The 13179-nt window shown below is 53.3% G+C and carries 12 protein-coding genes, 1 tRNA gene and 1 riboswitch; of the genes, 8 read left to right on the forward strand and 5 right to left on the reverse strand.

The window, feature by feature from the left end:
* Window positions 1–47: 47 nt before the first annotated feature.
* Window positions 48–680, forward strand: coding sequence for a nitrate/nitrite response regulator protein NarP (narP, locus tag DUT67_RS09025; RefSeq protein WP_113627843.1), 633 nt, complete (start codon window positions 48–50; stop codon window positions 678–680).
* 176 nt (window positions 681–856) lie between these two features.
* On the opposite strand, the gene DUT67_RS09030 is transcribed toward narP, so the two are convergent.
* From DUT67_RS09030 to DUT67_RS09040, 3 genes are all read right to left on the reverse strand, one after another.
* Window positions 857–1912 carry an NADP-dependent oxidoreductase gene (locus DUT67_RS09030; protein WP_317616495.1) on the reverse strand — a complete coding sequence of 352 codons (1056 nt, stop codon included), beginning with the start codon at window positions 1910–1912 and terminating at the stop codon, window positions 857–859.
* Between the two features lie 49 nt (window positions 1913–1961).
* On the reverse strand, window positions 1962–2750 hold the full coding sequence (locus DUT67_RS09035; protein ID WP_113627844.1) for an SDR family oxidoreductase: 789 nt from the start codon (window positions 2748–2750) through the stop codon (window positions 1962–1964).
* A 429-nt stretch (window positions 2751–3179) separates the two neighbouring features.
* Window positions 3180–3256: transfer RNA gene (locus tag DUT67_RS09040), tRNA-Val, on the reverse strand.
* A gap of 560 nt (window positions 3257–3816) precedes the next feature.
* Between DUT67_RS09040 and DUT67_RS09045 the strand changes: the two genes are divergently transcribed.
* Complete coding sequence (locus DUT67_RS09045; protein ID WP_113627845.1) at window positions 3817–4608, forward strand: HAD-IIB family hydrolase; 792 nt, start codon at window positions 3817–3819, stop codon at window positions 4606–4608.
* Window positions 4609–4641: 33 nt separating this feature from the next.
* Here DUT67_RS09045 and DUT67_RS09050 read toward each other — a convergent pair whose 3' ends face one another.
* On the reverse strand, window positions 4642–5415 hold the full coding sequence (locus DUT67_RS09050) for a DeoR/GlpR family DNA-binding transcription regulator (protein WP_113627846.1): 774 nt from the start codon (window positions 5413–5415) through the stop codon (window positions 4642–4644).
* A gap of 262 nt (window positions 5416–5677) precedes the next feature.
* Between DUT67_RS09050 and DUT67_RS09055 the strand changes: the two genes are divergently transcribed.
* Together DUT67_RS09055 and katG are read left to right on the forward strand one after the other, a co-directional pair.
* Entirely contained in the window at window positions 5678–6808 is a 1131-nt protein-coding gene (locus tag DUT67_RS09055) for a metallophosphoesterase (RefSeq protein WP_113631590.1), read from the forward strand.
* 313 nt (window positions 6809–7121) lie between these two features.
* Window positions 7122–9296 (forward strand): catalase/peroxidase HPI, encoded by a 2175-nt coding sequence (gene katG / locus DUT67_RS09060; RefSeq protein ID WP_048259766.1) that lies wholly within the window; start codon window positions 7122–7124, stop codon window positions 9294–9296.
* Window positions 9297–9382: 86 nt separating this feature from the next.
* Here katG and DUT67_RS09065 read toward each other — a convergent pair whose 3' ends face one another.
* Window positions 9383–9646, reverse strand: a complete 264-nt coding sequence (locus tag DUT67_RS09065; protein ID WP_113631591.1) for a DUF3861 domain-containing protein — start codon at window positions 9644–9646, stop codon at window positions 9383–9385.
* An 81-nt stretch (window positions 9647–9727) separates the two neighbouring features.
* Here DUT67_RS09065 and DUT67_RS09070 point away from each other — a divergent pair, with 81 nt between their 5' ends.
* From DUT67_RS09070 to DUT67_RS09085, 4 genes are all read left to right on the forward strand, one after another.
* Entirely contained in the window at window positions 9728–10141 is a 414-nt protein-coding gene (locus tag DUT67_RS09070) for a MarR family winged helix-turn-helix transcriptional regulator (RefSeq protein ID WP_113631592.1), read from the forward strand.
* 185 nt (window positions 10142–10326) lie between these two features.
* A riboswitch (guanidine-I (ykkC/yxkD leader) is annotated at window positions 10327–10428 on the forward strand.
* Window positions 10429–10487: 59 nt separating this feature from the next.
* Entirely contained in the window at window positions 10488–11546 is a 1059-nt protein-coding gene (locus DUT67_RS09075) for a putative urea ABC transporter substrate-binding protein (protein ID WP_113631593.1), read from the forward strand.
* A 23-nt stretch (window positions 11547–11569) separates the two neighbouring features.
* On the forward strand, window positions 11570–12385 hold the full coding sequence (locus tag DUT67_RS09080) for an ABC transporter permease (RefSeq protein WP_113627852.1): 816 nt from the start codon (window positions 11570–11572) through the stop codon (window positions 12383–12385).
* On the forward strand, window positions 12382–13173 hold the full coding sequence (locus tag DUT67_RS09085) for an ABC transporter ATP-binding protein (RefSeq protein WP_048259771.1): 792 nt from the start codon (window positions 12382–12384) through the stop codon (window positions 13171–13173). Before DUT67_RS09080 ends, DUT67_RS09085 begins: the two co-directional genes overlap by 4 nt.
* Window positions 13174–13179 lie beyond the last annotated feature (6 nt).

Consider the following 13179-nt stretch of genomic DNA (forward strand, 5'->3'; position numbering starts at 1 on the left):
AATCATAAATAAAAAATAATAAGATCCATATTACATTGGGGCTGGGCATGTCAGAAAAACCATCTTATCGCGTGCTGATCGTCGACGATCATCCGCTTATGCGTCGGGGAATCCGTCAGTTATTGGCAACCGATGCCATCTTTGACGTGATTGGGGAAGCCAGCAATGGCATGGAGGCACTGAGCCTCGCGAATCGGGATTCTCCCGATATCATTTTGCTCGATCTTAATATGAAAGGATTAAGCGGGCTGGATACGCTTCACGCGCTGCGGCGTGATGGGATCTGCGCGCGCGTGATTGTGCTGACGGTTTCCGATGCGCCCAGCGATATCTATGCGCTGATGGATGCGGGTGCCGATGGCTATCTGCTTAAAGACAGCGCCCCAGAACACTTATTAGATTCCATTCGCAGCAGTGATGCATTCAGTGAACAGGTGCGCGATGTCTTACGCCACCGTATTGCTATAAAAGAAACGCCGTCGCCCTTTACCGTATTGACGGAGCGCGAACTTGATGTGCTTCAGGAAGTGGCATCAGGGCTATCCAACAAGCAAATTGCCGCTGTGCTGTATATCTCAGAAGAAACGGTAAAAGTGCATATTCGCAACATGCTGCGCAAACTCAACGTACGCTCCCGCGTTGCCGCCACGGTACTGTATCTGGAAACTCGCGGCCAGTAAGGCCGCAGTTCATTAACGGCGGATTGTCGCCCGCCGAAAAGATCCATTGGCGTGTCTTAAGCTGTGTAGACCTTACCCCTGAATCCCAGAGGCGCAGGTCGTCGGCGGGTTCAGGTATTTCTGGTCGGAAAACCCAAAAATCGCCTGAGAAATACCCGTTACTCAATCACTCCGAATTATCGAATACTGATGATTACCTTGCCTTTCGATCTTCCCTGCTCGACATAAGCCAGTGCTTCTGCGGTTGCTTCCAACGGGAAAGTACGGTCAATGACCGGCTTGATTACTCCGGATTCGATCAACGCAGTGATTTCTCGCAGTTGATCGCCGTCTGCACGCATGAAAACGAAGCTATAGCGTACACGGTGTTTGTCCGCTTTTTTGCGGATACTTCTGCTCAACAGACGCATCACCTGCTTAAGAAACCAGGATAGTCCTTGCTGCTCGGCGAAGGTGGGGGTCGGCGGCCCAGAGATAGAAATAAGTCGACCGCCGGGTTTGAGCACCTGAAGTGATTTTTCGAGCACATCATTGCTCAGACTGTTGAGGACGACATCGTAATCTTTCAGCACGCTTTCAAATGCCTGCGTCTTGTAGTCGATCACAACATCGGCACCCAGACTTTTCACCCATTCGACATTGCGGGTGCTGGTGGTGGTCGCGACAAATGCACCTAGGTGCTTAGCCAACTGGATGGCGATGGTGCCTACGCCGCCCGAACCTGCATGAATCAGCACCCTTTGGCCTTTCTTCAACTGTCCGATCTCGACCAGCGTCTGCCAGGCTGTCAGAGCAACCAGCGGGATGGAGGCGGCTTGTTCCATGTCGAGATTGCTCGGCTTGAGTGCCAGCGCTTCCTCTTTCACGGCAATCAGTTCGGCAAAGCTACCGATGCGATCCTCTGGGGGACGGGCATAAACGTCGTCGCCAGCCTTAAACCGACGAACATTGCGGCCGACGCGCACGACCACGCCAGCCAGATCATTACCCAGTACCAGCGGGAAACGATAGGGCAGGATGAGTTTGAATTCACCTTTACGGATCTTGGCGTCCAGCAGATTGATGCTGGCGGCATGCACCTGCACCAATACATCGTCGTGCCCTATCTCGGGGTCGGGCAGTTGACCAATCTGGCCCGCGTCCTTATAGCGATTGATGAAAAATGCCTTCATGGTGATGTAACCCTTTGCCTGTAGAGAGATAAATAACGATTGAATAGGGACCGCGCTCATGGCGTAGTCCTATGTTGCCTAGCAGAGGCTTCGGAGGTAACCGAGTGTGTTATTTGGCTGGGCGATAGCGCTGCGCCGCATTTGCCTGACGCAAATCCGACAGCAGACCCTGGCGTGCTGCATCCAGAATGTCCCAGCGCTCAGCGACATGCAAAGGCGGGATCGTTACGAGTTCACGCTGATCAAAGCCGACGAGGGCGGCATCCACCAGTTCGCCGACTTCCATCACTTCCGGCAACGAATTGACATCGATACCGATCTGAGACCAGAGTTCGGTGCGTGTGGATGCAGGCAGAACGGCTTGTACATAGATGCCTTTGGGCGCGAGTTCCTGGCTCAACCCCTGAGAAAGAAATAGTACATAGGCTTTGGTTGCCCCATACACTGACATGCCGAATTCGGGTGCCAAGCCAACGACTGAGCTGATATTGACGATAGTCCCCGCACCGGACTGAACTAACCGTGGAGCAATGGCTGCAGCGAGTCGTGTCAGCGCCGTCGTGTTCAAGGTGATCAGTTGGTTAATGCTGTCAGCGGTTTGATCGAGAATACCTCCAGACTGTGCGATACCGGCGTTGTTGATGAGTATGTCAATCGCGGAATCGTCTACCAGACGGCGTTCGACTGTTGCCAGATCTTCGGATCGGGTCAAGTCGGCCTGTAGAACATCAACATTGATATGGTGAGCATTCCGTAGGCGATCGGCGAGCGCATTGAGGCGTGCTTCATCGCGGGCGACCAGCACCAGATCGTGTCCGCGACGTGCGAAGCGGTCAGCATAAGTGGCGCCAATTCCGGTTGAGGCACCGGTAATGAGAACGGTGGAGCGGGTCGTCATAGTCTTGTCCTTGAAGGAAAATCGTGACAGGCACGATGGTTAAGGCCCTACGTGAGGCCGAAAAATGACAGCTTCTACTCACTATTGACCGCGATGACGCGGGCGGGAAGGTCAGATAGAGGCCAGTCATGGCTTATCCTCTTTTACAGAAAATGAGCTGTTTTTATAATGATGGCCATCATCTATTTCGTCAAGTGTTTTGATGATGGGTGACATCAATAGAGATTGGTGTGTAATTATGGTTAATGTTGCAAAGTCGGTAACAGGATTGTCGTGCGGATTAGATTAGCGCTCAGGATCAGGCTAAAAATGAGCGTAAAAACGCTTATTTGAATAGGTTTTGATGAAATTAACAGGACACGAGTAAGGGAAATTTCAATTCATATTCATTAACCTACGGGCGCAGGGTAATATTTTCAGAACATGAATTGGTACGACCGAGTGGACTCGAACCACCGACCCCCACCATGTCAAGGTGGTGCTCTAACCAACTGAGCTACGGTCGTACAGGAGATAACATCTTAATCAGTAACGTTTTGATTAGAATGCTTTTCTTCATTCCAGCTTTTGCAATGGGCGCTATTATGGACGGCTCCGACGTTCGTGGCAAGCGCTTTGTTTATCATCTTCTTTCAAGTGCCGAATGTTTAGCCGTATTCGTCGAATGAAGCCGCTATGTCAGCAAATATGGCGCTGTTGCGGCTCATCGGAGCACGGGTTTCGTCCCGTATCGGCTTCATTTGAACATCTGGCGTGTGGTAGAACCCTTTTCATCGAGATTCTGCCACTGCTTCCCCTAATAATGCTCACTATTGATTGATTTAGCTTCTTGTTGCGCATTGTCAATAAATGCTATGCTGATTTTCGCGTGTTATCTCAACGTATTTAGCGAAAATGATTTTTACCGTACGAAAGTTGCGCTTTTTTGCGAAAAAAATACATCACCGAGCTAAATCGAGCGTTAGCGTGTAATCATCACGTCAGTCGCCTAACTCACCGCGCAAAAGCGCTTTTTTCCTTGTTCAGGCAGGCTGTCTGTGTACGTACAATCTGAAAGGGGAGTGGAATGATCAAGTTGGTAATTACCGATCTGGACGGCACGTTTCTTCACAGCGATGGCGATTACAACAGAGCCTTGTTTGCCGAGGTTTATGCGTTAATGAAGAAGAAGGGCGTACAGTTTGCCGCCTGCACAGGTAAGCAGTGCGAACGGGTGGAAGCGCTTTTTGGCGATGAGGCGAAAGATATCTGGATTCTGGGAGACAGTGCGACGCGCATCAAACATCAGGGAGATTATGTTTACCAATCGCTCATCAAAAACCGTCTTGCGTTGAGTCTGATTGGCGTTTTGGAAAGCGTAGACGACCAGCATGTGATCATTGGCTGTACCCCAAATGGGGCGATGGTAAAGGAAACCATCAGCCCAGCCTTACTGGAAAAGGTGAAGAAATCGTACGCTAACGTTACGTTGATACCCAATTTTGCTGCCGTTACCGATGACTTTGTGAAAATCACGGTTTATGACCCAGCAGGACATTGTCATGAAACGGCGAAGTATCTTGCTGCGTTCCACGACCATGTTTATATCGTGGTTTCCGAAGCGGCCTGGATCGACATTGCCAATGTTGGCGTACACAAAGGGCACACCGTAGAGATTCTTCAGAACACATTAGCGATTACGCCAGAGGAAACTATGGTGTTTGGCGATGGTTATAATGATATTGAACTGATGGGCCGCGCCTCTTACAGCTTTGCGATGCGCAATGCGTTTGAGGAAACCAAAGCGGCAGCGAATTTTATTGCCCGCAGTAATGACGACGATGGGGTACTAAAAACGATAAAGCTGCTGCTTTCATGAGTGGATCCGGCAGCCGCTGGGGCTACCGTTGTATTATCGGGCAATAATCAGATCCAGATTTTTTTCGCTTAACACGCTCTGGCAGGCAGGGGGGATTTCGTCATCGGTCACCAACGTGGTGATCTCATCACAGGCGGCAACGCGATAGCGCGCCAGAGCGGAGATTTTATTGGCAGTCAGGGCCACGATCACTTCGCTGCTGCGGGTTACGAGGCACTTTTTGAATTCCGCATCGTCATATTCAAAAACGGTCAACCCTTCATTAGCATCAAAGGCACAGCCTCCCAGCAGGCATTGATCGAAATACATCTTCTCTAGCTGCCTGAGTGTGTCGATACCAATCGCGCCGCCGACTTCCTTCTGGATCCTTCCACCGAGAAAAATCACTTCTACATCGTGATGTTGCATCAATTCCGCCGCGATAATCGGCGAATTACACACGGCGGTAAACTTCAGACCCGCAGGGATCTGTTTCGCCACCGCCAGATTGGTGGTGCCAGTGTCAAAGAAGACGCAGCTGTTGGGCTTTATCAGCGGGATGACGGCTTGAGCGATGCGATCTTTCTGGGCTGCGTCGATGGTTGCCCGACTGGCAAAATCAATGGCTTCTGGTGGCATACTGACTGCACCGCCGTAGACGCGCTTACAGGCACCGGATTGCGCCAGTTCCTTCAGATCGCGCCGTATGGTGTGCTCGGATACGTTCAATTCACGCGAGAGCTGCGTGCAGACGACTTTGCCTTCCTCGCTGAGGATCTGCCTGATTTTGGATTGCCGTTGTTCGGGAAAGTCGGTGTAATCGAACATAAATGTCCTTGGTTAATCAAAATCATGCACAATCTGCCGTCAGCTGGCAGGCTTCACTCTGGTCAGTGACGTGTACAGCAGGGAATCGCGCCATGTTAATCTGCCCCTTCTGGCAACACAACACCTCTACTGTGTTGATCCGCAATGTGTGAACGGCGAGGTAAACGTCTTGACACGATCTTAGCGGACACTATAAACATTTCTCTGGGAAATAATGTCCGCGTCAATATACCGATATCACCGATAAAGAGAGAAAACATCCGTGTTTCATGCCATTACCGGGCTCATCGCCCTCTATGTTATCTGGCGTCTGGTCTGGCGCTTACGTGTCGGGGTGCCTGTAAAGCGTATGCTGGCGGTGTTACTGCTGCTGGTTTCGCAGCATCATCTGATTACGCGCACCTTTTTTGGCACGATGGCATCGCCTGAAGTGCCTGCATTCATCCTGATGCTGCTGGGATGGGCTTTTGGCGCGCTGTTGATATCTGCATTCCTACTGTTGGCCGTCGATCTTCTCGGCGTCGTGGGGCGTTTTTTATCTCCGTCAGCCGGAAATGTTCTGCTGAACAACATGGTGCTGCGTGGCGGCATTGCCGCTGTGGCGATGGGGCTGGCGGCTATTGGCGTGTGGGAAGCGGTGCGTGTTCCTGAAGTCCGTACGGTAGAGGTCGAATTGAAACATCTGCCGCCAGCGCTGGACGGTTTCCGACTGGTGCAGCTAACGGATTTACATGCCAGCCGTCTGTTGCAGCGCCCTTGGATGGAAGCGGTAGTGGCAAAAACCAACGCGCTTAAGCCCGATCTGACGGTGATTACCGGCGATCTGGCCGATGGCTCCGTCAGTGCCCGTCACGATGATATGGAGCCGCTGCGTAACCTGACAGCCCCACAAGGCGTGTTTGCCATCGTCGGCAACCATGAATATTACGTGGAATATGAGCAATGGGTGCAGCGGCTGAATGCGTTGGGTTTACGTATGTTGCTCAATGAACATGTGTCGATTAGCCGTGATAATGCCGCGTTTGTGCTGGCGGGTATCACCGATCGCACCGCTGCTGATTTTAAACAACAGCTGCCGGATACGCGTGCTGCACTTGAGGGAATATCGCCCGATAGCGCTGTCGTTCTGCTGAGCCATCGACCCACGGGGGCGAAAGATAATGCGCGTGCCGGAGCCGATTTACAGCTTTCCGGCCATACGCACGGCGGACAGGTACTGGGCATGCACTGGGTGACGCAGTTGGCGAATGAAGGCTATGTCTCTGGCAGTTATGACGTCGATGGCATGCATCTGTACGTGAGCAATGGCGCGGGTCTATGGAACGGCTTTCCGATCCGCTTAGGGAAACGAGCTGAAATTACCCAGTTCATACTCCGTTCGCCTGCGCTGTAGTTTTTTTGTGGTAGCTGAATCAGCGGCTTCCTGAAAGAGGTCGCGATCACAAGCAGGCTCATTATCGCAAGCTGTTCTATCCGCAAGATTATTGATGCAGATAGGAAAAATGTGCGATTGAGCCGCTTTTCATCAGGTTAAGCTATCGCAGAAGTTAGCATATACAATTATAAATTATAGGGAGACTCTGGCACTGTCTTGCATCAAGAAGAGGGAATCGGTGAAGGCTCCGTTGTCACATGACAAGGCTATCGGAGAACGACCGACCTTCTGGCGCAGCGATTAAGGCAATGCAACATACTGGGAGATAATGATGGACGAGAATAAAACGAAACCAGCCGGCAAGTGTCCGGTTATGCATGGCGGAAACACTTCTACTGGCTCATCAAACACGGACTGGTGGCCAAATGCCCTCAATCTCGACATTCTTCATCAGCACGATACCAAGACCAACCCGTTAGGCAGCGATTTCAGCTACCGTGAAGCCCTTAAAACCCTCGATGTCGATGCCCTCAAAAAAGACCTGCATGCACTGATGACCGACAGCCAGGAATGGTGGCCAGCGGACTGGGGTCACTACGGCGGCTTGATGATTCGTATGGCCTGGCACTCGGCAGGCTCCTACCGCACAACCGACGGTCGCGGCGGCGGCGGAACCGGTAACCAGCGCTTCGCACCGCTCAATTCCTGGCCGGATAACGTCAGCCTCGATAAAGCGCGCCGTTTACTGTGGCCCATCAAAAGAAAATACGGCAATAAACTCAGTTGGGCAGACCTGATTATTCTGGCGGGCAATATCGCTTACGAATCCATGGGGCTGAAAACTTTCGGCTTTGCTTTTGGTCGTGAAGACATCTGGCAACCGGAAAAAGATACCTACTGGGGAGCAGAAAAAGAGTGGCTGGCAAACAGTACCGAACGCTATGGCAGCGACGATCGTACCTCGCTGGAAAATCCGCTGGCTGCCGTACAGATGGGGCTGATTTACGTTAACCCAGAAGGCGTTGACGGCAAGTCTGATCCGCTGCGTACTGCACAAGACATGCGCGTTACGTTTTCTCGTATGGCGATGAATGATGAAGAAACCGTCGCTCTGACGGCGGGCGGACACACGGTGGGTAAAACCCACGGTAACGGTGATGCCAGCCTGCTGGGCGCGGCACCAGAAAGTGCCGATGTTGAAGAGCAAGGCCTGGGCTGGCATAACCCGACGGGATCGGGCAAAGGTCGCTATACCGTAACCAGCGGGCTGGAAGGTGCCTGGACGACGCATCCGACACAATGGGACAACGGCTTCTTCCAAATGCTGTTGAATCACGAATGGGAACTGAGAAAGAGTCCAGCGGGCGCGTCGCAGTGGGAGCCTGTCAGCATTAAAGAAGAAGATAAACCGGTTGACGTTGAAGACCCGTCTATTCGCTACAACCCGATGATGACCGATGCCGATATGGCGCTGAAAGTTGACCCTGAATATCGCAAGATTTCCGAGCGCTTCGCTCGGGATCAGGCCTACTTCTCCGAAGTGTTTGCCCGAGCGTGGTTCAAACTGACGCACCGCGATATGGGACCGAAAGCGCGCTACGTTGGCCCAGATGTGCCGCAGGAAGATTTACTGTGGCAGGATCCGGTTCCGGCGGGCCGTACCGACTATGATGTCGATATTGTCAAAGCACGCATTGCGGAAAGTAGCCTGTCCATTAGTGAGCTGGTGTCGACAGCCTGGGACAGCGCCCGTACGTTCCGTGGCTCCGATATGCGCGGCGGTGCCAACGGTGCGCGTATTCGTCTTGCCCCGCAGAAAGACTGGGTAGGGAATGAACCTGCGCGTCTGGCGCGCGTATTAGTCGTTTTGGAAAGTATTGCGGCCGCAACGGGGGCTAGCGTGGCCGATACCATCGTACTCGCCGGTAATGTGGGGATTGAGAAAGCGGCAAAAGCGGCTGGCGTATCGGTGACGGTGCCTTTTGCGCCGGGACGTGGTGACACCACCGATGCCCTGACTGATGTGGAGTCTTTCGATGTCCTCGAACCGATCCATGACGGCTACCGTAACTGGCTGAAGAAGGATTATGCCGTTAGCGTGGAAGAGCTGATGCTCGATCGCACCCAACTGATGGGGCTGACTGCGAATGAAATGACGGTGCTGGTGGGCGGTCTGCGCGTACTAGGAACCAACTACGGCGGTACGAAGCACGGCGTATTTACCGATCGTGAAGGGGCGCTGACGAACGATTTCTTCGTCAATCTGACCGACATGAAATACACGTGGAAGCCTTACCGCAAAGACCTGTATGAAATCCGCGACCGTAAAACGGGTGAAGTCAAATGGACAGCGACGCGTCTGGATCTGGTCTTTGGTTCCAACTCCATTCTGCGTGCCTACGCCGAAGTTTACGCACAGGACGACAGCAAAGAGAAGTTTGTGAATGACTTTGTTGCTGCTTGGGTGAAAGTGATGAATGCGGATCGCTTCGATCTGGCAGAGTAAGATGTAACCACTCCCTGCGCGGGCGCGTGTGCCGCGTGGGGAGAATCATTTTCTACTGTAATGCATTTTCGGTGCGTCTGTGCCGATCACTGTTTCTTCAGGTTCATCATGAACTCTCTGAACGGGGCGGAAAACTCCTTAAACAACGGATGTTTTCTTTTCTGCATCATCACCTCTCCAAACAGCTTCAATCCCACCATAAAAGCCTGAGTTTGTTCCGGCGTCATGTCCATCTTGCCATCGACTTTTTCCAGTAGCTTGAACAGGTCATCGTGAAGCGAGAATTCAAACGACAGCGTGCGTTGCTGTTCGGCTTTTTCTTCCACCGTAATCTGATAGACGTTTCCCATTGTGGCCTCAGTAAATTGAACTCGTGATAGATAGTTGATAAAATCAACTATATGATCATTGGTTGACTGAGTCAATAAAACATGATGAAAGCCCTTTTTGCCTTATTAGAACGCTATAAGGTACAGATGCAGGAACAGATGAAAGCGCACGACATTAGTCTGGATGTTGTGCACATCCGGCTATGCAAGATCATCGCGATGGAAGGGCGGATTACGCCTCAGTCGCTGGCGAAAACTGTCGGGCGGGATAAGGCGCAAATCACCCGAATGGTGGCAGAGTTGGTCAAGCGTGATTATGTCCGCAAAATAGATAACCCAGATGATGGCCGCAGCGTGTGGCTCAGTTTGTCCGATAAGGGTGCCGCGTTTACTCAGGTTTTTCTGCATCAGGAAAAGCAGATAGAGGCACAGATGCTTCAGGCTCTGTCCCCGGATGAACAAGCCATGTTTAGGGCGCTGCTGGAAAAAATAGCGGCGAGCGATGCGAAATACTAAATCCTGCGCCAGCTAAAGATCTCTGCACTGCCGTGAGGCGCGTTCATCGTGCTGCTGCACCGTGATGACGCGAGAACAGCGTTCTTCCCAGCACCGCAAACGCCAGCCGTACCGGCATTTGCGGTGCTGGCACGCATTTTGCTCTTATCTCTTTGGGACAGCACCACATAGGGCGCTGAACAACCTGAATAGCTGGCTAGGGTTCCGATCCATGCAATATGGATGTCTGGTCCGAGAGCTGGCGACCTCCAGTTGAGGTTACACGGCGGGACAAAAGCCCGGGAGACAGCAACACCCATGGTGTCGCGCTGTTCCCGCTTTTTTCCTACTCAACTGGAGGTCTGGCATGAACTTATCTCGTTTACTGGGCGTTTGCGTCCTCAGTCTCTCAGCGCTGCTGAGCTTCCCTTTACAGGCTGCGCCTAAAACGCAATTCAACGTGTGCTGGACTATCTATGCTGGCTGGATGCCGTGGGGCGTCATCGGCACGCAGGGCATTATCGATAAATGGGCCGACAAGTACGGCATCAAAATTAAGGTTACCCAGCTTAACGACTACGTCGAGTCGATCAATCAATACACCGCCGGACAGTTTGACGGCTGCACCATGACCAACATGGATGCGCTGACCATTCCGGCGGCGGGCGGTGTGGATACCACGGCGCTGCTGCTTGGCAGTTTCTCCGAAGGCAATGACGGCATCGTACTCAAGGGCAAAGGGAAAACGCTGAGCGACCTGCGTGGGATGAAGGTCAACCTGCCTGAACTCTCCGTTTCTCATTACCTGCTGGTGCGCGGTCTGGAAACGGCCGGATTGCGCGAGCGGGATGTCACCGTCGTCAACACGTCGGATGCCGATATTGTTGCCGCTTTTGCTACCCGCAGCGTACAGGCGGCTGTCGCCTGGAACCCGCAGCTTTCCGCGATTAAAAGCCAGCCGGATACCTCGGAAGTCTTTCAGTCCGGCCAGATCCCCGGCGAACTGATCGACATGATGGTCGTGAATACGCAGACGCTGCAAGAAAATCCGGCGCTGGGTAAAGCGCTGGCCGGTGCCTGGTTTGAAATGATGGCGCTGATGAAGGCGGGCGACAAACCTGCGCTGGAGTCGATGGCGGCCGCTTCAGGTACCGATTTAGCAGGCTATCAGGCACAGCTAAAAACTACCCATCTGTTTTATTCTGCACAGGACAACCTGGCGTTTCTGACCAGCACCGATCTCCCGAACACCATGAAACGCGTTGCGGATTTCTCCTTTGATAAAGGGTTGCTCGGTACTGGCGCACAGAGTGCCGATTTTATCGGCATGACGTTCCCTGGGCAGATCACGCAAGGTGACAGCGCGAATGTGAAACTGCGCTTTGACGACACCTTCGTGCGTCTGGCCGCAGAGAACAAACTCTGACCTCGCAGACTGGAGAGACTATCGTGCGTTTGATCAATCGCTCCCCCAGCCGAGGCGGACGGCTGCTGCTTGTCCTGCTGCCGTTTACCGTGCTGCTGGTGCTGTACCTCGTGGGGTCGGCACTGCGGCTGGAAGCCAATCCCAATGACAAACTGCTGCCAAGTCTTGGGCAAATGGCCGAGGCAATTCAGCGCATGGCATTTACCGAAGACAAACGTAGCGGCGACTACCTGTTCTGGCTGGATACGCAAGCCAGTCTGGTGCGTCTCGCGCTGGGACTGGGGATCGCCAGCCTGTTGAGTCTGCTGTTTGGGATTGCGGCAGGGGCTTTTCCGCTGTTCCGCGCGTCGCTCTCGCCGTTGATGACCGTGCTGTCGATGATCCCACCGCTGGCGATTTTACCCATTCTTTTCATCGTCTTCGGATTGGATGAACTCTCGAAAGTGATGTTGATCGTTATTGGCGTCACGCCGATGCTGGCGCGCGATCTCGAACAGCGTGCCCGCAATATCCCACAGGAAATGCTAATTAAAGCGCAAACGCTGGGGGCGAACAGCTGGGTGGTGGTGTTGCGCGTCATCCTGCCGCAACTGCTGTCACGGCTGTTGATTTCCCTGCGACTGCTGCTGGGCGCGGCGTGGCTGTTCCTCATCTCTGCCGAAGCGATTTCGGCAACGGCCGGGCTGGGCTACCGCATCTTTCTGGTACGCCGCTATCTGGCGATGGATGTGATTCTGCCTTACGTCGTGTGGATTACGCTGCTGGCATGGCTGATGGATATGGCACTGCGCTGGCTGCATCGCCGCTGGTTCCCGTGGTCAGAGGAAAGCAAAGCATGAGTTTTATCGAGATCGATAATATCTGGCAGGAGTACGACGACCACGTTGTGCTGGAACGATTGAACCTGAACGTCGAGGAAGGGGAGTTCTGTACGATGGTCGGGGCATCCGGCTGCGGTAAATCCACCTTTTTGCGCCTGCTGCTGGGGCAGGAAACGCCCAGTCGTGGCGAAGTGCGGCTAGAAGGGAAAACGCTGCCCGCCGAGCCGGATGCCAGTCGCGGTGTGGTGTTTCAGCGCTATTCGGTTTTCCCACATTTAACCGTGCTGGAAAACGTGGTGATTGGGCTGGAAATACCGCGCTCCCCTTGGCTTGGCAGGCTGTTTGGGCGGCGCAAGCAGGCGGTACGTGACAGTGCTGCTCGCATGCTGGAACGCGTCGGGCTTGGACATGCGATGAACAAATATCCCAATCAACTTTCCGGGGGGATGCAGCAGCGGCTCGCGATTGCTCAGGCGTTTATTGTCCAGCCGCGCATCCTGTTGCTCGATGAACCGTTTGGGGCGCTGGACCCCGGTATTCGCGGCGATATGCACACCTTACTGCTGGAGCTGTGGCGGGAAACCCGCTTAACGGTCTTTATGGTTACCCACGATTTGCCGGAGGGGTTCCACCTTGGCACGCGTTTGCTGGTGTTCGACAAAGTTCGCGTCGATCCCCATGCGCCGGAAGCCTATGGCGCACGTATTACTTATGACATCCCCCTGAATCAGGCGCGTCTCGCCACGCGGCAGCGTGCGCTTACGTCGCTGCCTCCTGTTGTCAGCGTGATGACATCCCCCGTTTAAGGAGCT

This window comes from Pectobacterium peruviense, assembly GCF_003312355.2.
Taxonomy (GTDB): domain Bacteria; phylum Pseudomonadota; class Gammaproteobacteria; order Enterobacterales; family Enterobacteriaceae; genus Pectobacterium; species Pectobacterium peruviense.

Bases quoted from the DNA above. Each gene is read 5' to 3' on its own strand.
- DUT67_RS09085 (WP_048259771.1), top strand. From the start codon at position 12,382: ATGAGTTTTATCGAGATCGATAATATCTGGCAGGAGTACGACGACCAC.
- DUT67_RS09035 (WP_113627844.1), bottom strand. From the start codon at position 2,750: ATGACGACCCGCTCCACCGTTCTCATTACCGGTGCCTCAACCGGAATT.
- DUT67_RS09065 (WP_113631591.1), bottom strand. From the start codon at position 9,646: ATGGGAAACGTCTATCAGATTACGGTGGAAGAAAAAGCCGAACAGCAA.
- katG (WP_048259766.1), top strand. From the start codon at position 7,122: ATGGACGAGAATAAAACGAAACCAGCCGGCAAGTGTCCGGTTATGCAT.
- DUT67_RS09030 (WP_317616495.1), bottom strand. From the start codon at position 1,912: ATGAGCGCGGTCCCTATTCAATCGTTATTTATCTCTCTACAGGCAAAG.
- DUT67_RS09070 (WP_113631592.1), top strand. From the start codon at position 9,728: ATGATGAAAGCCCTTTTTGCCTTATTAGAACGCTATAAGGTACAGATG.
- DUT67_RS09075 (WP_113631593.1), top strand. From the start codon at position 10,488: ATGAACTTATCTCGTTTACTGGGCGTTTGCGTCCTCAGTCTCTCAGCG.
- DUT67_RS09050 (WP_113627846.1), bottom strand. From the start codon at position 5,415: ATGTTCGATTACACCGACTTTCCCGAACAACGGCAATCCAAAATCAGG.
- narP (WP_113627843.1), top strand. From the start codon at position 48: ATGTCAGAAAAACCATCTTATCGCGTGCTGATCGTCGACGATCATCCG.
- DUT67_RS09045 (WP_113627845.1), top strand. From the start codon at position 3,817: ATGATCAAGTTGGTAATTACCGATCTGGACGGCACGTTTCTTCACAGC.